General features: G+C 46.3%; 19 protein-coding genes. 16 read left to right on the top strand and 3 right to left on the bottom strand.

The annotated features are described in order from the left end of the window. Positions 1–29 precede the first annotated feature (29 nt). The 3 genes from Q4Q54_RS20165 to Q4Q54_RS20155 are packed head-to-tail and all read left to right on the top strand — an operon-like array spanning position 30 to position 1,788. Positions 30–485, top strand: a complete 456-nt coding sequence (locus Q4Q54_RS20165) for a GNAT family N-acetyltransferase (RefSeq protein ID WP_107950345.1) — start codon at positions 30–32, stop codon at positions 483–485. A 60-nt stretch (positions 486–545) separates the two neighbouring features. Next, positions 546–872 carry a putative quinol monooxygenase gene (locus Q4Q54_RS20160; RefSeq protein ID WP_107949380.1) on the top strand — a complete coding sequence of 109 codons (327 nt, stop codon included), beginning with the start codon at positions 546–548 and terminating at the stop codon, positions 870–872. A 28-nt stretch (positions 873–900) separates the two neighbouring features. Continuing rightward, complete coding sequence (locus tag Q4Q54_RS20155) at positions 901–1,788, top strand: radical SAM protein (protein ID WP_311989397.1); 888 nt, start codon at positions 901–903, stop codon at positions 1,786–1,788. Between the two features lie 67 nt (positions 1,789–1,855). Here the strand turns inward: Q4Q54_RS20155 and Q4Q54_RS20150 are convergent, their stop codons facing one another. After that, a complete protein-coding gene (locus tag Q4Q54_RS20150; RefSeq protein WP_311989396.1) occupies positions 1,856–3,964 on the bottom strand; it encodes a TonB-dependent siderophore receptor in 2,109 nt (702 codons plus the stop codon). 318 nt (positions 3,965–4,282) lie between these two features. On the opposite strand from Q4Q54_RS20150, the gene Q4Q54_RS20145 reads away from it, so the two are divergent. The 9 genes from Q4Q54_RS20145 to Q4Q54_RS20105 all read left to right on the top strand — a co-directional run bounded on the left by Q4Q54_RS20145 (position 4,283) and on the right by Q4Q54_RS20105 (position 13,575). Further along, on the top strand, positions 4,283–4,627 hold the full coding sequence (locus Q4Q54_RS20145; RefSeq protein WP_107949373.1) for a metalloregulator ArsR/SmtB family transcription factor: 345 nt from the start codon (positions 4,283–4,285) through the stop codon (positions 4,625–4,627). A gap of 35 nt (positions 4,628–4,662) precedes the next feature. Further along, positions 4,663–5,676 (top strand): ACR3 family arsenite efflux transporter, encoded by a 1,014-nt coding sequence (gene arsB / locus Q4Q54_RS20140; RefSeq protein WP_311989395.1) that lies wholly within the window; start codon positions 4,663–4,665, stop codon positions 5,674–5,676. Between the two features lie 46 nt (positions 5,677–5,722). Beyond that, complete coding sequence (locus Q4Q54_RS20135) at positions 5,723–6,718, top strand: permease (protein WP_311989394.1); 996 nt, start codon at positions 5,723–5,725, stop codon at positions 6,716–6,718. 9 nt (positions 6,719–6,727) lie between these two features. Then, on the top strand, positions 6,728–6,964 hold the full coding sequence (locus Q4Q54_RS20130; RefSeq protein WP_055648658.1) for a thioredoxin family protein: 237 nt from the start codon (positions 6,728–6,730) through the stop codon (positions 6,962–6,964). A 189-nt stretch (positions 6,965–7,153) separates the two neighbouring features. Then, positions 7,154–8,167, top strand: coding sequence for an ArsJ-associated glyceraldehyde-3-phosphate dehydrogenase (locus Q4Q54_RS20125; RefSeq protein WP_311890102.1), 1,014 nt, complete (start codon positions 7,154–7,156; stop codon positions 8,165–8,167). Between the two features lie 9 nt (positions 8,168–8,176). Next, positions 8,177–9,445 carry an organoarsenical effux MFS transporter ArsJ gene (arsJ, locus tag Q4Q54_RS20120; RefSeq protein ID WP_311989393.1) on the top strand — a complete coding sequence of 423 codons (1,269 nt, stop codon included), beginning with the start codon at positions 8,177–8,179 and terminating at the stop codon, positions 9,443–9,445. Between the two features lie 6 nt (positions 9,446–9,451). After that, positions 9,452–10,348 carry a DUF2927 domain-containing protein gene (locus tag Q4Q54_RS20115; RefSeq protein WP_311989392.1) on the top strand — a complete coding sequence of 299 codons (897 nt, stop codon included), beginning with the start codon at positions 9,452–9,454 and terminating at the stop codon, positions 10,346–10,348. Between the two features lie 117 nt (positions 10,349–10,465). Continuing rightward, the gene (locus Q4Q54_RS20110; protein WP_311989391.1) at positions 10,466–11,908 is read left to right on the top strand and encodes an MBL fold metallo-hydrolase; all 1,443 of its coding nucleotides are present in this window, start codon (positions 10,466–10,468) and stop codon (positions 11,906–11,908) included. A gap of 290 nt (positions 11,909–12,198) precedes the next feature. After that, positions 12,199–13,575 (top strand): alanine/glycine:cation symporter family protein, encoded by a 1,377-nt coding sequence (locus tag Q4Q54_RS20105; protein WP_006079981.1) that lies wholly within the window; start codon positions 12,199–12,201, stop codon positions 13,573–13,575. Positions 13,576–13,661: 86 nt separating this feature from the next. Here the strand turns inward: Q4Q54_RS20105 and Q4Q54_RS20100 are convergent, their stop codons facing one another. After that, complete coding sequence (locus tag Q4Q54_RS20100) at positions 13,662–15,017, bottom strand: flavohemoglobin expression-modulating QEGLA motif protein (RefSeq protein ID WP_106648241.1); 1,356 nt, start codon at positions 15,015–15,017, stop codon at positions 13,662–13,664. Positions 15,018–15,295: 278 nt separating this feature from the next. Here Q4Q54_RS20100 and Q4Q54_RS20095 point away from each other — a divergent pair, with 278 nt between their 5' ends. Then, complete coding sequence (locus tag Q4Q54_RS20095; protein ID WP_006084247.1) at positions 15,296–16,258, top strand: PDC sensor domain-containing protein; 963 nt, start codon at positions 15,296–15,298, stop codon at positions 16,256–16,258. Between the two features lie 182 nt (positions 16,259–16,440). On the opposite strand, the gene Q4Q54_RS20090 is transcribed toward Q4Q54_RS20095, so the two are convergent. Then, positions 16,441–16,617, bottom strand: coding sequence for a PA3496 family putative envelope integrity protein (locus tag Q4Q54_RS20090; RefSeq protein ID WP_311898546.1), 177 nt, complete (start codon positions 16,615–16,617; stop codon positions 16,441–16,443). Positions 16,618–16,941: 324 nt separating this feature from the next. Here Q4Q54_RS20090 and Q4Q54_RS20085 point away from each other — a divergent pair, with 324 nt between their 5' ends. The 3 genes from Q4Q54_RS20085 to Q4Q54_RS20075 are packed head-to-tail and all read left to right on the top strand — an operon-like array spanning position 16,942 to position 21,269. Then, positions 16,942–19,095 (top strand): CHASE domain-containing protein, encoded by a 2,154-nt coding sequence (locus Q4Q54_RS20085; protein ID WP_311989390.1) that lies wholly within the window; start codon positions 16,942–16,944, stop codon positions 19,093–19,095. Further along, positions 19,092–19,526: a response regulator gene (locus Q4Q54_RS20080; protein ID WP_006079986.1), complete on the top strand. Its 435-nt coding sequence runs from the start codon at positions 19,092–19,094 to the stop codon at positions 19,524–19,526. Before Q4Q54_RS20085 ends, Q4Q54_RS20080 begins: the two co-directional genes overlap by 4 nt. Before the next feature lie 9 nt (positions 19,527–19,535). After that, a complete protein-coding gene (locus Q4Q54_RS20075) occupies positions 19,536–21,269 on the top strand; it encodes a putative bifunctional diguanylate cyclase/phosphodiesterase (RefSeq protein WP_106648238.1) in 1,734 nt (577 codons plus the stop codon). Positions 21,270–21,326: the final 57 nt, after the last annotated feature.

Here is a 21,326-nt window from a genome sequence, read left to right as displayed (position 1 = left end):
TTTTCGATGATTTACAGAGGGATAATCGTTTGCAGTGGCAAAATCTTACATTTAATCAATTAAATGCCAATACCCTATATGACATATTGAAGTTAAGAGTCGATGTGTTTGTGGTCGAGCAGGCCTGCGCTTATCCTGAGCTTGATGAGAAGGATAGACACCCAGAAACCCTGCATTTAATGGGCTTATCGCCAGATGGGGAACTGCTTGCCTACGCGCGTATTTTGCCGCCGGGCTTAAGTTATCCAGAGGCGAGTATTGGCCGCGTGGTGGTATCGCCAGCGGGACGAGGCAAAGGGCTAGCCATGCCTTTAATGCAGCACGCCATCGAATCGGCATTGACGACTTGGCCCGATGCGGGGATCCAAATTGGCGCTCAAGATTACCTTAAAGCTTTCTATCAAAAGCTCGGTTTTGTCGCCTGCTCTGAGATGTATTTAGAAGATGGAATTCCCCATTTAGATATGCGCTATCAGCCAGCGTAAGCGGCTATCAATATAAGCAATGCGTGTAAGCATCCAAATTAAGCCAATTAAGGAACCGAAATGACGACTGCAACGGACTATAAAATCAATCAACAACAAATTGCCTGCGTGGCGAGTTTTCTGGCTAAAGAGGGCAAAACCGAAGCGCTAATCGCTGCGCTCGCGAGCCTTATTCCTGATACGCGCCGTGAAGCGGGTTGTATTCGTTACGAACTCAATGTGAGCCGTGATGAACCACGTCGCGTGACGTTTGTAGAGAAGTTTGTCGATATTGCCGCCTTCGATGAGCATTGCGCTAAAGATGCGATTCAACATTATTTCCACCAAGTGATGCCCGAATTGGTTGAGTCATTTCATGTGGAAACTTATCACCAAATCATTGTTTAACCGTGAGACCAATTATTAGGAGCTTGCAGTGTTGATTAACTATATCGAGCCAGTATTTAGACCGCCATCTGAATGGAAGTCATTGATACTGCAAGTGACTAATGGTTGCAGTTGGAACCAGTGCAGCTTTTGCGACATGTATACCCAACCGCAAAAAGCCTTTAGGGCACAAAAGCTCGACAAGGTTGAGCAGGATATTTTGGCCGTTGCTCAGTCTGGCGTCCCCGTTTCTCGGGTATTTTTGGCCGATGGCGATGCCATGAGTTTGCCCTTTGCGCGCCTCGAAGCGATTTGTGAGCTGATCAACCGCCACTTGCCGCAGGTGACTCGCATCAGCAGTTATTGTTTGCCGCGCAATCTGAATAATAAAACCCCAGAGCAACTCGCACGTCTGCGCGAACTCGGGCTGTCTTTACTCTATGTGGGTTGCGAAAGTGGCGATGACGAAGTGCTCGCCAAAATCCAAAAGGGCGAAACCTTCGAATCATCCTTAGCGGCACTGCTTAAAATCCGCGCGGCGGGGATGAAGTCATCTGTGATGATCCTTAATGGTTTAGGCGGTGTCGCGCTATCCCATCAACATGCGGTTAATTCGGCCAAGTTAATGAATGCCGCCCAGCCCGATTATTTATCCACATTGGTAGTCACTTTACCGCTAGGCACGGAGCGAATGGACGCGGTATTTGGCGGGCAATTTCAGTTGCCGGATCAAATGGGCTTGTTCCAAGAAATGCACACCTTATTGGATCATTTGGAATTAGAGCAAACGATATTTAGATCCGATCATGCCTCTAATTACCTTGTGCTAAAAGGAGTATTAGGTAAGGACAAGGCCAAATTGCTGGCACAGGTCGAGCAGGCAATTAACGCGCCGCGCAGCATTCCCTTAAGGCAGGAATGGCAGCGCGGTTTGTAATTGATCACCGAGTAAAAAGCCCCAGAAAGATTCCGGGGCTTTTTGATTGGAAACAGATCAGCAGTGCTTAGAAATTATAACGCACGCTGACTTTGTAGCTGCGTGGCTCGCCTGGCATAGTCCACATCGATGAATAAGAGCTTTGATAGTAAACTTCGTCGAACAGGTTAGTGATATTAAATTGCAGGCTAAGATCCTGATTTAACGCGTAGGTGCTAAATAGATTCACTAAGGTATATGCTGGCAGTATGTAGTTTGGATCAATGGTTTCACCTAAGCGATCGCCCACATAAAGCAATGTCGCTCCCGCGGAGGCATCGGAACCAAACAATGAAGTATCATGTTTTAGCGTGAGATGACCATTGTGTTTTGGAATGTTGATTAAACGACTGCCTTCGGGAATGCTCACGCCCCAATCTGCGTTGAGAATATCGTTAGCCGTCTTGGCATCGGTATAAGCGTAGGATAGCAACAGCTGAGTATTGGCTGTTAGGTAGGCAGCCAAATCCAGCTCAATCCCTTGGCTATCGGCTTTACCTAGTGCCGCTGAAAAACCTGAATTCACAGGGTCTGCAGTTAGCACATTACTCTTTTCGGCGCGGAAGAGGGCGATAGAGCCTGTCAGATTTTCTAACTCAAACTTAGTACCTAGCTCATAGGATTTACTCTCTTCGGGTTCGAATGCGACACCGCGATAATCAGAACCTGTGTTAGGGCGAAAACCTTCAGAGTAACTGCCATAGAGGCTTAACCAAGGTTGCCATTCGTAAACGATACCGGCTCTTGGACTAAAGACATTTTGGGTTTGATTGGATTCTGTCTGGTTTTTATGGTTTTCAATGCTTTGCTCGAAACTGTCAAAGCGGCCACCTAAGGTGAGCTTCCATTTTTCGCTGAGATCGAGTTGGTCTTGCAAATAGATCCCGTAGTTATCCTGAGTCTCTACTTGGTTGTAGAGCAGGGCGCCTTCGGGCGCAATTTGTCCATAGACTGGATTGTAAACATTGATGCTGTAAGTGGTATCGCCAGCGGCTGGGCGGAAGCGCTCCCAATATTTGTCGAAATGGAAGTGATAACCGTCTGCACCAATGAGAAGGTGGTGACTAATATCGCCGGTCTCGACTTTGCAGCTTAGCTCAACGCGGCCCGATAAGTCAGTTGAGGTGAAGTTACGGTAGTTATGTTGACGGCTTAGGGTTTCACCGTCGATGTTGAGCATTTGACGACTTTTTACCAACTCTGGATCGCTTGAGTAGCCTTCAAGTCCTGTGTCGCGGTAGCTAATACCCGATAACAAACTCCAATCACCAAAGTCATGTTCTAAGGTAAATTGGTGGGCTAACAAATCTATTTGGGTCGCACCATCGCTGGCCTCACCTAGATATCTATTAATGGGTAAGGCTTTAATGTCGCCGTCGATAGCCACAATTCCGCGGTCGAAGGGGACTTTTTGGTTTGCATATTCCAGTTCATAGCTTAGACGCGTGGTATCGCTGGCTACCCAAAGCAAAGAAGGGGTTAAAACACGTTTTTCCGAATTAACGGGATTGCGGAAACTACCCTTGTCTTCAATCGCACCGTTAACCCTAAAGGCTAAATCGTCGGTAATGGCGTTAGTATAATCCCCCTCAAGACGGTAATTATCCCAGCGACCGGCACTGGCTTGCAGATAGCCTTCTTGGGAAAATTTAGGTTTTTTGGTGATGATGTTAATGGTGCCACCGGGTTCTGCGCGGCCATAAAGAGCAGAACCTGGGCCTTTCATGATCTCGATACTTTCTACGTTCGCAGTATCACGAGTACCACCAAAACCACGTCCCGCATCATAACCATTAACTAGATAACCTGAGGGGACGTTTTCATCGCCCACAAAGCCGCGCACGGCGAAACTGTCCCACATACCACCAAAATTATTTTGGCGATTGACTGAGCTTGATAAATCCAACGCATCCATCAGCGTTGATATACCCGCATCGCTAATTTGCTCCATCGACAGGCTTTCTACCGCCTGCGGCTGAGCTTTCAGTGGCACATCCCCCCGAAATGGTTGGCGAATACCTTTGACTTCGAGGTGTTCGATATTAGGCGTGGATTCTTCGGCATAAACTGTTTGAGTAAGCACACTTAAGATGGCGATTTGAATAAGGGATACACGAAAAATGCCTTTAGTAGACATATGGATTGGCTCCGGAGTTTGGCAATTATCTAATGTTTTTATGATTACAGAGCTTTGGTTTGATGATGTGGTAGAGGAGAGAAAACAACATATTGCACCATAACTTTTAGCTTAGTACGGATTTTAATGGCAACCATTATCATTTGCAATTAATGGTTTTCATATCGATTGTGCTGATGTGATCTGGTTCAAAAAACATCTTCTTAAATTTAAATGGGTTATATACAGAGTTTATTTTGATGATAGCGACTAGATATATGTGTTTTTTCATATATACTTTTATTCATATGTTTATTTGATTTGTATAGGGGCTATTTCATGCAACCCGTCGCCTTTTTTAAGGCCCTTGCCGATGAGACTCGGCTGAAATGTGTACTGCTCATCCAGCGAGAAGGGGAGTTGTGCGTGTGTGAATTAATGGCTGCGCTGTCGGAGATCCAACCTAAGATCTCTCGGCATTTAGCGCAGTTAAAAAAAGCAGGGCTCTTAGTCGATAGGCGTCAGGGGCAATGGGTTTTTTATCAAATCAATCCTGAGTTGAGTCCTTGGTGTCAGCAAGTACTAGCGCAAAGTTGTGAGGCCAACAGTCCGTTTTTAGCCGCGAATATGAACAACCTGTGCAACATGGGTGCTCGTCCCGAACGCGCTAAAGCCTGTTGTTAAATTGAAAAGAATGCATTTTGTGAGTCGAGGTCGTTATGGGGTTCTTTGAACGCTATTTAAGTGTCTGGGTTGGCTTAAGTATTCTTGTTGGGGTAGTGCTTGGAAACTTAGCTCCGGGTGTGTTTGCCGCTGTGGCCGCCATCGAATTTGCCCATGTTAACTTAGTCATCGCCTTGTTTATCTGGGTAATGATTTATCCCATGATGGTGCAGATTGATTTTTCTGCGGTGAAAGATGTCGGTAAAGCGCCGAAAGGATTGATATTAACGCTTTTCATTAACTGGTTAGTCAAACCTTTTACTATGGCATTGTTAGGCTGGTTATTTTTCAAGTTGCTATTTGCCGACTGGGTTGATCCACAAACTGCCAGTGAATATATCGCGGGAATGATATTGCTCGGTGTGGCGCCTTGTACCGCCATGGTGTTTGTGTGGAGTCAACTGACGAAGGGCGATCCTAACTACACCTTAGTGCAAGTCTCTGTAAACGATATCATTATGGTGTTTTTATTTGCGCCACTATCAGCATTATTACTCGGTGTGAGCGATATTCAAGTGCCATGGGAAACCCTGTTACTTTCCGTGGTTCTCTATGTGTTACTGCCTTTGATTGCCGGTGTCGCGACTCGAAAACGCCTTGAAGCTCGCCATGATGTGAGTGCTGTGCCGCAGTTGCTGACAAAGCTTAAACCTTGGTCTGTGATCGGTTTATTAGCCACTGTCGTGTTGTTGTTTAGTTTTCAGGCTGAAACCATTATCTCCCAGCCACAGAACATACTTTTCATCGCGATTCCTTTGATTATTCAGAGTTATGGCATCTTTATTTTAACCTATTGGTTAGCCTTAAAACTAAAACTGACCCATGCGATTGCCGCACCTGCGAGCATGATAGGTTCTTCAAACTTTTTTGAGTTGGCGGTGGCAGTGGCCATTTCATTATTTGGTCTGCACTCGGGAGCAGCTCTCGCGACTGTGGTTGGAGTATTAGTTGAGGTGCCTGTGATGTTGTCGCTGGTGTATTTTGCGAATCGCACGCGGCACTGGTTTTAATCTAAGTCATCGCATGATGTAAGTTAATAACGCTTTAGGGATCAATATGTTCCAAATATTTACTGATTTGGCAACTTGGCTAGTGTACGGCGTGTTTGGCTTAGAGGCGGGTTCGGCCTTGGGCGGCGCTGTGCATTTTTTTGTTGAAGATGTCAGTAAAATTTTTGTATTGCTGGTGGTGATGATTTATCTCATCGCCTTGCTGCGTGCGTCCTTAGATGTTCAGCGAGTCCGCGATTATTTAGCGGGTAAGAATAAGAGCGTGGGTTATCTGCTGGGATCGATTTTTGGTGCCATCACGCCTTTTTGTTCTTGCTCGAGTATCCCTGTCTTTTTAGGTTTTACCTCGGCCGGGATCCCCCTTGGGATCACTATGGCCTTTTTGATCACTTCTCCTTTGATCAACGAGGTCGCCGTGCTGCTGCTCATCAGTTTACTCGGCTGGAAATTTACCTTGCTATATGTGGTTGTGGGCATGACAGTGGGTGTGCTCGGCGGATTATTGTTAGATGCGATGAAGGCCGAACGTTGGTTGCAATCCTTCGCCGCCGAAGCCCTCGTCCGTGGGCGCCAAATGGCGGTATCTGATACCGTTTCTACCGCTGCGCGGGTCTTATCTTTTTCTGAACGGCATCAATTTGCCAAAGCTGAGGCGGTTGAGATTTTTGGCCGAGTCTGGAAGTGGGTCATTATCGGCGTGGGTCTTGGCGCTGCCTTGCACGGTTTTGTGCCTGAGGGTTGGGTTGAAACCCATTTAGGCCAAGGTCAATGGTGGTCTGTGCCTGCGGCAGTGTTAGTCGGTATTCCTCTGTATTCGAACGCGACGGGCATCATTCCTGTGATGGAAAGTTTGCTGGCGAACGGTCTACCAATTGGTACTACGCTAGCGTTTTGCATGAGCACAGTGGCTGCCAGTTTCCCCGAATTTATTTTACTCAAACAAGTGATGCAGTGGCGCCTGTTGGCGCTGCTGTTGGTTGTGCTATTGACGGCATTTACGTTAGTAGGTTGGATTTTTAATTTTGCAGCACCGTATCTTTAAGGAAATAACATGAAACAAGTCAAAGTATTAGGTAGTGGTTGCGCTAAATGTAGTAAAACCGCCGAGATGATTGCGGACATATCAGAAGAAATGGGCGTGGATGCGATTGTGAAAAAGGACACAGATCCGCAAACCCTGTTGAAATTTAACGTAATGAAAACCCCCGCAGTCGTGATCGATGGTGAGTTAATCCACAGCGGCTCAGTACCGACCCGAGATGAAATTGAAGGATGGCTAAGGGAGTAAATTAGCCGCCATTATCGTTGAGCAAGACTTGCTTTTGGCCTAGCAATAATCGTCGTTAACAAGATGCGCCATTGTCATCCACTAGGGTTGGCAATGGCGATGTTATCACTTAAGTAAAAAGTCCGTCTTATTCATAACATATTAAAAATTAACAATATAAATTTAAAATCAACATATTGGGATATCATCATGGCAATCAAAATCGGCATTAATGGCTTCGGCCGTATGGGGCGTTTAGCACTGCGCGCGGCATGGGACTGGGATGAGGTGGAGTTTGTGCAGATCAACGATCCCGCAGGCGACGCCCATACATTGGCACATTTACTCGAGTTTGATTCTGTCCATGGCCGTTGGCGTTATCCAGTGACGGCGAATGCCGATGCGATCCAGATCCAAGATAAAGCCATTCGCACCACGCGCAATAAAGCCATTGCCGAGACCGATTGGTCGGGATGCGATGTAGTGATTGAAGCCTCTGGGGTGATGAAAACCAAAGCCTTACTGCAAGCTTATTTAGATCAAGGTGTTAAGCGGGTGGTTGTCACTGCTCCCGTGAAAGAAGAGGGCGTGTTAAATGTGGTGATGGGCGTGAACCATCAACTATACGATCCTGCCATTCATCCCATAGTGACCGCCGCATCTTGTACCACTAATTGCCTTGCGCCTGTGGTGAAAGTGATCCATGAGCAGATAGGCATCAAACACGGTTCTATGACCACTATCCACGATATTACTAACACCCAAACCATTCTCGATGCGCCGCATAAAGATTTACGCCGCGCCCGCGCCTGTGGTTTGAGTTTAATCCCAACCACCACTGGCAGCGCGACAGCAATTACTCATATATTCCCAGAGCTTAAGGGTAAACTTAATGGTCATGCCGTGCGGGTACCACTGGCTAATGCCTCGCTGACGGATTGTGTATTCGAGCTTGAGCGCGCCGTTACTGAAGCGGAAGTGAATGCGCTACTTAAAACCGCCGCCGAGGGTGAGCTTAAGGGGATTTTAGGCTATGAAGAGCGGCCGCTGGTGTCGGTGGATTACAAAACCGATCCGCGATCGAGCATTGTTGATGCGCTCTCGACCATGGTGGTGAATGGCACTCAACTTAAGCTCTATGTGTGGTACGACAATGAATGGGGCTACGCTAACCGTACGGCTGAGCTCGCCCGTTTAGTCGGCCAGCTTGATTTGCCCCGCTAGGAGAGCTCAATGTCTGCCGCCAAGCTTTTTGAACAATTAATGCAATTGCCTGTTGCCGTGCGGCAATATTTGCTGATCACTTTCAATTATTGGAGTTTTACCTTAACCGACGGCGCACTGCGGATGTTAGTGGTGCTGCATTTTCACGACCTTGGCTACAGTCCGCTAGCGATCGCTATGCTGTTTTTGTTCTACGAGATTTTTGGCGTAGTGACCAATCTACTGGGCGGCTATCTTGGTGCGCGTTTAGGGTTAAATCGCACCATGAACGTGGGTCTTGGGATGCAAGTGTTTGCCTTAGCCATGTTATTAGTGCCGGCGGCGAGTTTACCTTTGTGGCTCGCCGGCGTGCCTTGGGTGATGGCGGCGCAGGCGTTATCTGGAGTTGCTAAAGATCTCAATAAGATGAGCGCCAAAAGCGCGATCAAACTGCTAGTGCCAAAAGGCGAGCAGGGCAAGCTTTATAAGTGGGTTGCCTTATTAACGGGTTCTAAAAATGCCCTCAAGGGTGCGGGATTTTTCCTCGGCGGCGCCTTGCTTGCGTTACTAGGGTTTGAGCTGGCGATCGCCACTATGGCGAGCATGCTTGGACTCGTATGGTTACTCAGTTTAGTGATGCTGAAAAAGGATCTAGGTAAAGCCAAGAATAAGCCTAAATTTACGGAGATTTTCTCTAAGAGTCGCAGTGTGAACATTCTCTCGGCGGCACGACTATTCCTGTTTGCCGCCAGAGATGTGTGGTTTGTGGTGGCGCTGCCTGTGTATCTGGCGAGTAAATTTGGCTGGGATCATTGGGCGGTGGGCGGCTTTTTAGCTGTGTGGGTTATTGGCTATGGCATAGTGCAAACCTTGGCACCTAAGATCACAGGGAATCATGAACACCAAAGCTTAGCAGTCGGTGCTGTACCCGATGGTCGCAGCGCGTTAATTTGGGCCAGTTTGCTAGCCTTTGTACCAGCGCTCATTGCCAGCGCGATACAGTTTAGTTTTTACCCTGAAGCCAGTTTGTTGTTGGGCTTAATGTTATTTGGTGCCCTGTTTGCGGTGAACTCGTCGCTGCACAGTTACTTGATTGTGAGTTACGCCAGTGAAGAGGCGGTATCGCTGGATGTGGGTTTCTACTATATGGCCAATGCTATGGGGCGTTTGGTCGGCACTGTGCTGTCTGGTTTAGTGTATCAAGCCTATGGTTTAGCTGCCTGTTTGTGGATTTCGACCGCTTTTATCGGCATCACTGCTATGATTTCGATTAAGTTACCTCGGCAAGTCGCGGAATAAGTGCCAATGCAAACGTGGTGTAAGGTATCAACAGATTACTGCAACGGGTTTATGTTACTTGCGCGTCTGCGGCGTTTAGGATGCAGTGGGTGTTTTATCTTAGGTTTATTCTTTGCTACTGCTTGTCCGCTTTACGCTGCTCCAATGCAATCTGCGTTAACTCCGGCATTAGCTCCGGCGTTAGGTCCCGCAGTAGATTGGAAAAACTCAGCCTATATCACCCAAGCTTTTAGCGAAGTCGCCCTTAAAAATGAATACGATAAAGATAAGCATCGTGTGCGTAAGTGGCGCATTCCGGTGCGAGTGTTTATTGAGCATCAAGTGGGCGATAGGGCGCTGCACACCCAATTAGTACAGATGCACTTAGCGCACTTAGCCGAGATTACGGATCATGATATTCAGCTGGTGGATACGCTTTCTGAGGCGAATCTGCACTTAGTGTTTACTCGTCAATCCCAATGGGAGAGTGAAGTTACCCGCTTAATGGGGCCAAGTTCGGCGAAGAATGTCCATGGCTCAGTGTGTATGGCCAAGTTTGCTCTGAACGCTAACAGTGAAATTGACCGCGCATGGGTGATTATTCCCGTTGATCAGGCAAAAATGCACGGTAAGTTAGTGGCTTGTGTGGTCGAGGAAGTCACCCAAGTGCTGGGGTTGCCCAATGATTCTGAAAAAGTATTCCCCTCCATCTTTAATGATAAAACCCCGCAGGACTTACTCACTGGGCTCGATTATATTTTGCTGAAATTGCTCTACAGTAACCAGATTAGTGCGGGTATGACGGCAAAAGAAGCACTACCTATCATTCAAGCTCAGCTCGCTCAATGGCAGCGTGATGGGACCCTAACTCATGCCGATAAAACCGTGCGCCAAGGTGAGTTATACCCGCTACTAGGTTATTGATGCTTGAGTGTTACGGCGAAAGTTGACATTGCTCGCATGCGACCAATTAATTCTTTTTCTTTGAGGAATAAGGGCATAGTCTAGCTTTATACAAGGTAAAAACGTTGGAGGGACACCATGCGAATGACACTGCAGTTTTTAGGAGCGACAGAGGAAGTTACCGGCTCATGCCATTTACTCTCGGTCGATCATGAACACTTATTACTCGATTGTGGTTTGATCCAAGGTGGTAAAGCGGATGAACTGCGTAATCATGATCCCTTCGCCTTCGACCCTGAGTCTATTTCCGCTGTTGTGCTCAGCCATGCCCATATCGACCATTCAGGGCGTTTACCACTCTTAGTTAAAGCGGGTTTTGATGGGCCTATCTACACCCATAAAGCCACGGCAGAACTGTGCGCCATCATGCTCAAAGATGCGGCCATGCTGCAGACTCGCGACACCGAAAGGGTTAATAAAAAGCGCGCTAAACATGATCTTGAACCCTTAGAACCGCTATTCACCGTTGAAGATGCCGAACAGGCCATCACCCAATTTGTGCCGCTGGAATACGGCCAAGTAACTCGGGTCATTCCCCATGTGGATATTTGCCTCTCAGATGCGGGACATATTTTAGGTTCTGCCTTAGTCGAGCTGTGGTTAGGCGAGGGTAAGTCCCAGAAAAAAGTCGTTTTCAGTGGCGATCTTGGCCGTGCGGGGATGCCGATTTTACGCAATCCGACCTTAGTGGATACGGCGGATTTAGTGTTAATGGAAAGCACCTACGGCAACCGTTTTCACCGTAGTTGGACGGAAACCTTAGCCGAGTTGAAAGACATTTTTGCTAAGACAGTCAACGAGAGCCAAGGCAATATCTTGCTGCCAGCTTTCTCGGTTGGACGGGCGCAGGAGTTATTATATCTCTTTCATTTATATGCTAAAGAATGGGATCTCGGTCGCTGGAAAATCTGCCTAGATAGCCCCATGGCGATTGAGGCGACTCGCGTCTACGTCAATAATTATCCGCTGATGGATGAGGATTTTAAACGCTTTACCCGCCAACATCCTGGGCAGCATCCGCTGTTGTCGAATGTCGAATTTATCCAGACGACCGAAGAGTCGATGGCGCTGAATGAAGTGCATAAGGGATTGATCATTATTGCGGGGAGCGGCATGTGTAACGGTGGGCGTATTCGTAGCCACTTAGAGCATAATCTATGGCGACCTGAATGCGATGTGATTATCTGTGGTTATCAAGCCCTTGGCACACAAGGGCGTGCCTTGGTTGACGGTGCTGAGGAGCTGACTATCCATGGCAATAGTATTAAAGTTGCGGCTAAGTTACACACAGTGGGCGGGCTTTCTGCCCATGCAGATCAAGCTGAATTATTGCGTTGGTATCGCCATTTTGAAGGCCAACCGCCGCTGATTTTAGTCCACGGAGAACCCGATGCGCAGCATGGATTGGTCGATGTGGTTAATCAAGATCCTAAGACTAAACCTCAGGCCACCGCGATTGCGACCCATGGCGACAGGTTAGATTTAACCGCGCTGCCACAGTTAGTGTGGAAACCAGCTTAAGTTAATTATCCTACATAGCGGCGTATTGCTCGAGATACTCCCTGCATACTCAATGCGGGGATTTTTTATTTATGTTACAAATCAATATCTCACCGCTCGGCAACGACTCTGCGTGCCAATCCATTTCAGATAAATTCGCAGATGATTTAGATTTCCAATTGTTAACTATTCGTTGTAATCTGAGGTGCAACTGTTAGATTGGCTCCTTGATATGTCGTGTTCGTTAGGCCAAGTCCTAATCCGACGGCGTCAGTCAAACTATAACAATAACAAGCAATCACGAGGTTTGAATGGAAGCGATTACGGAGTTTGTTGGCCTGATTAATGGCTTTGTCTGGGGCACACCTATGTTGGTGATGATCTTAGGCGTTGGTTTGTTTCTTTCCCTCGGGCTGAGATTAATGCCCATTCTGAAGTTAGGCACAGGCTTTAAGTTACTCTGGTCTGGCCGTATTCCCGATAAAGATAAAAATGTGAAAGGGGATGTGAGTCCGTTTAATGCGTTGATGACTTCCCTTTCAGCCACCATTGGTACGGGTAATATTGCAGGTGTGGCGACGGCAATTTTTGTCGGTGGCCCAGGCGCGTTATTCTGGATGTGGTGCACCGCATTAGTTGGCATGGCGACTAAGTATTCTGAGGCTGTGCTGGCGGTTAAATTTCGCGAAGTAGACGATCAGGGTAACCATGTCGGTGGCCCTATGTATTACATTAAAAATGGTCTTGGCAAAAAGTGGGCTTGGTTGGGCACTCTATTTGCGATTTTTGGATCACTCGCTGGCTTTGGTATTGGCAACACGGTACAAGCCAACTCAGTCGCCGCAGCATTAAGCAGTAACTTCGGCGTTCCGGCTTGGGTGTCTGGCGTGGTGATGATGCTGCTGGTCGGCGCGGTATTGATGGGGGGTATTAAGCGTATCGCTGAAGTTGCCGGTAAGTTAGTGCCATTTATGACGATTTTTTATATCACTGCTGGCCTAGGTGTGTTGGTGGTGCATATTCAAGACGTACCAGCTGCATTCGCCCTAATTATTCACAGCGCTTTTAATCCAGTGGCAGCCCAAGGTGGTTTTGCGGGCGCAGCTGTGTGGGCGGCGATTCGTTTTGGTGTGGCGCGCGGCGTATTCTCCAACGAAGCGGGTTTAGGTAGTGCGCCGATAGCCCATGCTGCGGCACAAACCAATAATCCCGTGGCGCAGGGGCTGGTGGCTATGCTCGGCACTTTTATCGATACTATCGTGGTTTGTTCGATTACAGGTTTGGCGATTGTGGTTTCTGGTTCTTGGACCTCGGGTGAAAATGGCGCCGCGCTGACGTCATACGCTTTCTCCCATGCCTTGCCTCTGGGTAATTATATCGTGGCTATCGCCTTGTCTATCTTTGCCTTCACCACCATTATTGGCTGGAGTTTCTACAGCGAAAAATGTGTGCAGTATCTCTTTGGTATTAAAGCGGTAAAACCTTTTAGGTTGCTATGGACCATAGCCGTGCCACTAGGCGCCGTTAGCTCGTTAGATTTTATTTGGTTATTGGCTGATACCTTAAACGCCATGATGGCCATTCCTAACTTAATCGCCTTGGCACTGTTAAGCCCTGTGGTCTTTGGGTTAACACGGGAATACTTCATTAAAAAGCGTGCCGATGAAGCAGCAAAAGCCCAATCTTAATCTGATGAATAAAGTTGAGTCACGTTAGAATAAAAGAAGCTCACATGATTGTGAGCTTTTTTATTTAAATCAATAATATTGCCGTATTAATCTGAGTTGTTGTCGAACTCAGTATCATCGAGTAACTCAAAGGCTGGAGCGACGTTAGGTACATCTTTAAACAGGCGTGTGAAGTGACGTTGTACGCCTTTCAAATCGATTCCTGCTAAGCCTGAGGCGAAGCCAAACCAAGCATAAAGACCGCTAAAGTTATCGAACATGGGCGGTAAATATTTCGGTGTCGTCAGTATGCCCTCTTGGCAAGCTTGGTATAACACTGGGATATCTTCGATCGCCAATTTACCGAGGAACAACATAGGGATAAGTTCGGGAAGGCCCGAGGTGATAGCGCTGCGGATAAAGTTAATGTTTTCCACATAACCGCGCACATAGGAAATATCCTTAGTGAAGAAGCTGCCGCCTTCCACCATACCTCCACGGAAAACCCTTTGGGTGACGCGGTAACTGTCGGTCGCGCTCAGGTTTAATCCTCTGAAATAATTGAATACTTCAATAAAGTCGGCGCCATTTTCCGCCATGTCGACCGCGGCGACACGGTCGCTGATGCGTCGAGCTCGCCCTGGATTTGAACTGAGGGTTAGCATTTCCAGTAAAACAGCTAAACCCTCTTGAGTCGCGGCTACCCGCGGCGAACCGACACTGAGCCAAGTGGCGTGGGGTTGGGCTCGGCCATTAAGCGTAGTGCCGACATGTACCCAACCTTCGTGAACTTCGTATACATTGAGATCGGATTCGCTAAACATGGCTCTGCTATTGAGCTTAACGGTATCGCCACCCACAGCAGCGTCAGAAACGATACCGTCACTGAGGCGCACGCGCATATCATCGCTATGGAAGTACTTTTCTAAACGTTGACTAAGCACGTGGACCGCTTCGGGTGCGCTAATAATTTTAGGATGATGTTTATTCATGTGTCTCGCCGCAGGCAGCGAGAAAATGTAGCTGAGCTTATCGCCTAACTGGCGCAGCGTATGGCGATCGCCATGCAGTTTATGGCTAGCACTACCGTATAATTCTTGGCTTAATTTACCAAAGGTTGGCGTACCTCTATTTCCTAACATATCAACTACAAGGCGATATTGATCGACGTTGGCTACTAATATCTTGCCGAGTTTATCCCGTTTACCTAAACGTCTATGGATATCCTGTTTGAGGGAGGCGAGTTCTGCTTGGGTTTTGACTGGGTCAAAAGGTAAGGCAATGTTTTGATAGAACTCTTGCTTGATAGCCGGTAGTACAGTGCCCTTATTTGAGAGAAAACGCTCCTCCATTTCCCGCGGCCATTTGATGGCATCTAAGATTTTTATTGGCGTTTGGATGCGAATTAATTCATCGGAAAAACGGCGTAGATCTTGTTGATATTGGGCTAACGACTCAGACATTCCCGTATATCCTGCAGGTAATTTCAGCGAGAGAGATGTGGCTAATCATAGCCTTAAACCTCATTTATTCATATTGATTCGCAGACTAGCTGAGGAAATATACCGATTACATAAATTAACTGTTATCGGTTTTGTGAATCATTTTGGTGCACCTGTGACTATTTTAGCGCTGTGTGCATTGGATATAAATTAATAACTATCTGTTTCATATTGTTTTATTGATATGGCATTAAAGCTGCTTTGTTTTGGACTTAGAAATCGGTTGATTGGAGCAAAACATGGCAGCGATGAGTTATTTGAGTGTGATCGAGCGGTATCACGAATACGAAGCCACAGTGCATGAACTGATGGAGTCCATTTTAACTGGGATTGCCGATGCCGAGTTATTTAAACAACCTAAGGTCGATGTCAAAGCGATGAAAGGAATCGCGAAGAGCTATCCCTTTGTCGAGCTGATGTATTTACTCGATAGCCAAGGCTTGCAGATAAGTCAGAATATCGCTGTAGTAGACCACCAAATTGAGTTAATTCCGTTAGGTGGCAATCGTGATCGCAGCCAACGACCCTATTTCATTAATCGTGATGAGTCCGATGGCGTCAACATTACACGTCCCTATTTATCCAATGCCAGTGGTAATTTATGCCTCTCCGCCTCTTTAGCGATTTATCAACAGGAGCAAAAACTGGGTTATTTAGTGGTGGATGTGGACTTGACCCGTTTGATTGAATTTATGATGGGCGACAGTGCACGGCGGCGCGTAACGCCAGCATTTAAAGCGGTTTATGGCGTGATAGTGGCAGGGTTGTTTGTGCTGGTTACTGTATTGCTCTGGACCGCATTGCGGGATATTTACGGACTCTTTACGGTCGAGCGAATTGGCCAAGATCCGCTGCAACCTTTTGGGATCATTATTTTTATGACGTTAGCTTTAGCGATTTTTGATCTCGGAAAAACTATTCTCGAAGAAGAAGTGCTAATGCATAAGGATATCTTTCGCCACAGCTCAACGCGGCGAACCATTACACGGTTTGTGTCTACCATCCTTATTGCCATTTCCATTGAGGCGTTATTGACTATGTTCAAGGCGTCACTCGGCGAGAAACAATATATTGAACCCGCGATTTGGATGATGTTAGCCGTAGTTGGTTTACTCGTAGGATTAGGTGCTTACGTTTATTTAGGTGCTAAGGCCGAATGGTTGCTGATTAAAACGCAAGCCTATAAAAGCGGTAAAAAGTGACAAGGATGATGTAGCTTTGAAGGTGGTGATTAAGAGGGCTAAACAAGGTCACACCCAGCACTGAGAGCTGGGTGAGATATTAGGTCTGAGTGGACAAGAACTGTGAGAGTCCTAGATGAATAATCTGCTATTTAACGCAGCATCACCCTAATTTTGCCCACTAGATACTGAGATCAAATAGGCTAGAAAAAATCGTCATCTCCTAATGCACGCTTTAACTCCGCCCGTTCGAGGTAGTCTTCTAAACGCTTTTTGACTTCACGTCTATGTTGCATTGCCTCGGCAGCTTTGCTGTTTTTCGGTGTGGTCATTGCCTCAAGTTCAGTATCGTTGGGCACGACTTCAGTAATATGAGCCATAACGAATTCCTCTTGTTGTTCCTAACGACTTTCTAACTAAAAAGAGTAGGGTAGAAAAGCAAATAATTTTGTGAGTCAGGGTGAAAAATTCTTCCCGTGTGCCGGATGATTCAGCTTGCCGCTGTTTGGCTTAAGCCTGAGGCTACAATTGGATATTTGATTAATTCAGTTCTTGCTTATTTTGTGATTGAGAGCACAACAGTGTCATCGATATATTCGGGTTAATTCCGAGTTAAATAGTAGGATAAACTTGAATTTAGACATATTTACAACAACACTTGTAACTAGGTTTATTGCTGATAGTTTGCTAGGGAATTGGCTCAAATGGACAAGGATGAGTTTTCTAAACTGCATAGCCCATCAAATAATATCTATTTTAGCGTGCTGAGCTCTAGCTGGCTGATGATTATCGCTGCTTTACTTTTCATGGGCATTTCCTGGTATGTGCTGGAGCAATATCTTAGAGATAGGGGTGAAGAGCGTTTCGAAAACAGTGTGCAAGAGTTAACCGAAGCGGTGAATCGCAGAATGCTTGCCTATGAGCAAGTCTTACGCGGTGGTGTTGGCTTGTTATTATCTTCAAATGATGTGACCCGAAAGGAGTGGCAAACCTATGTTGTCAATGCGCATTTATCTGAGTATTACCCAGGTTTTCAAGGCTTTGGCTATGCTCAGTTACTTAAGCCTGACACATTAGATAACCATGTCCAACACGTTCAGGCCGAAGGCTTTAAAGATTATAAAGTATACCCAGAAGGCGTACGTGATCAGTATTGCGTGATCTTGTATTTAGAGCCTTTTGATTGGCGCAATCAAAGAGCCTTTGGTTATGACATGTGTTCCGAGGCTAATCGGCGCAAAGCCATAGATTACGCCATTAGCACTGGCCAGCCAACTATCTCAGGCAAGGTGGCCTTAGTTCAAGATACGCCCGAAGATGCTCAAGCGGGTTTCTTGATGTATTTACCCATTTATCAAGGAACGGTGGCAACGGAGGTTGAACGGAAACAACAGGCGATTGGACTCGTATATGCGGCGTTTAGGATGGACGACCTCATGCAAGGGATTATGGGAGATCGATTCTCAGGTTTGAAACTTGCTATTTATGAAAACCCGCAGGCAAATGCAGACAGTTTAATGTTCACTAGCAGTAAAGTACTGCCAAATCAAAAAGATGTGTTTTATCAGTCACAGACCGACTTGATTGGCGGTAGGCAGTGGCGCTTGGACATTTCATCACAATCGCGTTTTATCTCAAGATCGGAAGAGACCCAAGGTATCTGGCTGCAATTTATCGGTTGTGCATTCATTTTGGCATTGTTTTACTCGGTGCTAATCATGGCGCGTAATCGATATAAAGAGTCATTACTTACCTCTGAGCTAATCGCGAATGAAAAACGCTTTAGACTCGTCATTGAAGCCTCTCCAAGCGCACTGTTTATGGTGGATAAGGCTGGAATTATTACATTGGTAAACACCCATGCCGAACGTTTATTTGGTTATGCCAGAGATGAGTTACTCGGCCGCTCTATCAATATGTTATTGCCAGACGCGCTGAGGGATGTGCACCAGCAGCACATGAATCATTATTTAGTGCAGCCGATTGCGAAAAATATGTCGATGCGGGATGACTTATTTGGCTGTTGTAAAGATGGCAGTCGACTCGCGATAGAAGTGGGGCTGACGCCTATTCATTTCAGTAATGGCATTTTCATTCTTGCGACAATTAACAATGTGTCTGAACGTAAGCGCATTGAAGTTCAGCGTGCAGAACACATGCAAGAGCTTGAGCGCATCAATCAAGAACTCGACCGTTTTGCCTATATCGCTTCCCATGATTTGAAATCCCCGCTACGGGGTATCGAGCAGTTAACCTCTTGGCTAACAGAGGATTTATCCGATAACACCAATGAAAATGTGCAGAAATATCTCGGGCTGATCCAAAGCCGTATTCACCGCATGGTGTTATTGCTCGATGGGCTATTGATGTTCTCCCGTATTGGCCGTGTCGATACTGAAACCACTGAGGTCAACAGTCGGCAACTGGTTGAAGATATGTTTGCGCTCGTTGCGCCACCTCAGGGGTTCGAATTAGTCCTCAAAGGGGAGTTTCCGAACTTCCATACCGTTCGCGCCTTGTTGGAATTGGTGATACGCAATTTAATCAGTAATGCCATTAAGCACCATGACTTAGTTACAGGTGTCATTACCGTTTTATGTGAGAGTACAAGTAAACATTATCTATTCAGTGTGTTGGATGATGGGCCAGGTATTTCGAGTGCCTATCAGAATAAAGTCTTCGAAATGTTTCAAACACTTAAACCTAGAGATGAAGTCGAAGGCAGTGGTTTAGGTTTATCACTTGTGAAGAAAACAGTTGAAAGTTTAGGCGGTAATATTCAACTCAAATCGCAGGGTAGAGGCTGTTGTTTTTACTTTACTTGGCCTAAGCACATAGTGAAAAAGGAGCTTTTATGAGAGCAGCAGATCAATATCAACAGGTCACTATTTTATTAGTTGATGACGATGATGTGGATTACATGGCCGTGCAGCGGGCGATGAGACAGCTTAGGTTACTCAATCCTTTAGTGCGCGCACGGGATGGCATTGAGGCACTCGCAATTCTCACCAGCTTAGACACAATTAAAGGCCCGTATCTAATTTTACTCGACCTTAATATGCCAAGAATGAATGGCTTTGAGTTTCTTGAGCGGATACGTTCAGATCCTTCACTTTCATCATCTGTCGTTTTTATGCTCACGACGTCGAGTACCGATGAAGATAGAATGAAAGCCTATAGCCATCATGTGGCTGGCTACATGGTTAAAACTGACATAAAAGACGGTTTTAACAATATTTTTAACATGCTTGAAGGTTACTGGCGAATAGTCGAGCTCCCATCCGCATAAGGTGAGTATATGGATTTACTACTGATCGATGATGATGAAGTCGATAGAACGGCAATTATCCGAGCACTTAGACAGTCGAAATTGACGTTTAATGTGATCGAAGCAAATTGTGCATTTGATGGGTTAAATCTTGCTTTAGAACGCCATTTCGATGGCATTCTATTGGATTATTTATTGCCCGATGCCAATGGGTTAGAAGTGTTGATTAAGCTCAATGCCATGACGCAAGACCAGACTGTGGTCGTGATGCTGAGTCGCTATGAAGATGAGAAACTGGCCCAGCGCTGTATTGAATTAGGTGCGCAGGATTTTCTGCTCAAGGATGAGGTTAATTCGCGGATACTAACCCGTGCGATTCGCTACGCAAAACAAAGATCTTCAATGGCATTGGCGTTACGTAATAGCCATCAAAAACTCAAAGAGCTGGCCGAGCACGACTCGCTCACTAAGTTGGTTAATCGTTATGGCTTTGAACTGTGTCTGAATCGAGCGATCGCAAGGGCGAAACGTTGCCACGATTATTTAGCCGTTATCTTACTCGATCTCGATGATTTTAAAGCGATCAATGACACTTTAGGCCACCAAACTGGTGATGTGCTGTTAGTTCAAGTGGCGGCCAGATTAAGTGAAGTGCTGCGCGATGGCGATATTATTGCCCGCTTAGGCGGGGACGAATTTGTCGTACTGGTGACGGATAACGATTATAAATATTTCCCCATGATAGTGGCCAATCGACTGCTAAAAGTCTTTGAGGACGTGTTTTGTCTCGGTGATAACGACGTGCTTATTGGCGCCAGTATCGGTGTGGCTTTTTATAATGAAGCGGCTTCGAATAGTTCTGAATTGATGAAATGCGCCGATATTGCCATGTATCGCGCTAAAAAGATGGGCCGAAATCAGATACAGTTTTATTCCGAAGCCTTAGATAAAGAGGTGCGCTACCGTAATCATATCGAGTCAAGTTTGCGTATGGCCTTAAAAAGACATGAGTTTAAGGTCCATTATCAGGCACAGGTTAATGCGAAAACCCATCAGTTGGTGGGGATGGAAGCCCTTATCCGATGGCAGCATCCAGTGGATGGCATTATCGCCCCCGATCAATTTTTACCTATTGCTGACGAAATTGGCTTAATGGATGACATTGATGATTGGGTGCTTGAACAAGCCTGCACCCAAGCTCAGATTTGGTTATCCCAGTTACAGCCTTTAGGCCAAGAATTTACTATTGCAGTTAACCTCTCCGCCTCTCAAATAGGCAATGAGAACCTATTCGATAAAATAGTGCATATATTGACTAAGACAGGCTTGCCTGCTGGAGCATTAGAGCTTGAAATTACAGAGAATTGCCTCATTGAAGATCCCCATGAACATGCCAAAGTGCTCGATAGAATCGCCGGATTAGGGGTGCGTTTTGCCCTCGATGATTTCGGGACGGGTTTTTCGTCATTAGAACACATCAAACTGTTTCCGATCAGCGTGCTGAAAATCGATAAAAGCTTTGTCGCTTCCTACGATAAAGATGAAAAAGACACCCGATTGCTCGCTGCTTTACTCAACTTTGCCTATGGGTTTAATGTTATTTCTGTGGCGGAGGGAGTAGAAACCGTTGAGCAAGCAGAGTTTTGTACTGCGCGCCATTGCACGGTTTTACAAGGGTATTTATTTTCACGTCCCTTAGATACCGCGGCGTTTGAGGCCAAGTATATTCTGCCACTATTAACCCAAACTCAGCTCCCTGTGTGAGCAGGGCGGGATCATACTTTGTTAACAGTAGGGAACTTCTTCGTATCTGCATGATCT

This window comes from Shewanella sp. SP2S2-4, from assembly GCF_031932025.1.
GTDB classification, from domain to species: domain Bacteria; phylum Pseudomonadota; class Gammaproteobacteria; order Enterobacterales; family Shewanellaceae; genus Shewanella; species Shewanella baltica.
Note: the sequence above shows the minus strand (reverse complement) of the source record. Positions and strands in the feature narration are given on the sequence as shown.

Excerpts from the sequence above, each read along its gene's own strand:
- Q4Q54_RS20110 (WP_311989391.1), top strand. The coding sequence starts at position 10,466 with ATGCGAATGACACTGCAGTTTTTAGGAGCGACAGAGGAAGTTACCGGC.
- Q4Q54_RS20145 (WP_107949373.1), top strand. The coding sequence starts at position 4,283 with ATGCAACCCGTCGCCTTTTTTAAGGCCCTTGCCGATGAGACTCGGCTG.
- Q4Q54_RS20075 (WP_106648238.1), top strand. The coding sequence starts at position 19,536 with ATGGATTTACTACTGATCGATGATGATGAAGTCGATAGAACGGCAATT.
- Q4Q54_RS20115 (WP_311989392.1), top strand. The coding sequence starts at position 9,452 with ATGCAAACGTGGTGTAAGGTATCAACAGATTACTGCAACGGGTTTATG.
- Q4Q54_RS20090 (WP_311898546.1), bottom strand. The coding sequence starts at position 16,617 with ATGGCTCATATTACTGAAGTCGTGCCCAACGATACTGAACTTGAGGCA.
- Q4Q54_RS20095 (WP_006084247.1), top strand. The coding sequence starts at position 15,296 with ATGGCAGCGATGAGTTATTTGAGTGTGATCGAGCGGTATCACGAATAC.
- Q4Q54_RS20135 (WP_311989394.1), top strand. The coding sequence starts at position 5,723 with ATGTTCCAAATATTTACTGATTTGGCAACTTGGCTAGTGTACGGCGTG.
- Q4Q54_RS20080 (WP_006079986.1), top strand. The coding sequence starts at position 19,092 with ATGAGAGCAGCAGATCAATATCAACAGGTCACTATTTTATTAGTTGAT.
- Q4Q54_RS20125 (WP_311890102.1), top strand. The coding sequence starts at position 7,154 with ATGGCAATCAAAATCGGCATTAATGGCTTCGGCCGTATGGGGCGTTTA.
- arsB (WP_311989395.1), top strand. The coding sequence starts at position 4,663 with ATGGGGTTCTTTGAACGCTATTTAAGTGTCTGGGTTGGCTTAAGTATT.
- Q4Q54_RS20130 (WP_055648658.1), top strand. The coding sequence starts at position 6,728 with ATGAAACAAGTCAAAGTATTAGGTAGTGGTTGCGCTAAATGTAGTAAA.
- Q4Q54_RS20150 (WP_311989396.1), bottom strand. The coding sequence starts at position 3,964 with ATGTCTACTAAAGGCATTTTTCGTGTATCCCTTATTCAAATCGCCATC.
- Q4Q54_RS20105 (WP_006079981.1), top strand. The coding sequence starts at position 12,199 with ATGGAAGCGATTACGGAGTTTGTTGGCCTGATTAATGGCTTTGTCTGG.
- Q4Q54_RS20100 (WP_106648241.1), bottom strand. The coding sequence starts at position 15,017 with ATGTCTGAGTCGTTAGCCCAATATCAACAAGATCTACGCCGTTTTTCC.
- arsJ (WP_311989393.1), top strand. The coding sequence starts at position 8,177 with ATGTCTGCCGCCAAGCTTTTTGAACAATTAATGCAATTGCCTGTTGCC.
- Q4Q54_RS20085 (WP_311989390.1), top strand. The coding sequence starts at position 16,942 with ATGGACAAGGATGAGTTTTCTAAACTGCATAGCCCATCAAATAATATC.
- Q4Q54_RS20160 (WP_107949380.1), top strand. The coding sequence starts at position 546 with ATGACGACTGCAACGGACTATAAAATCAATCAACAACAAATTGCCTGC.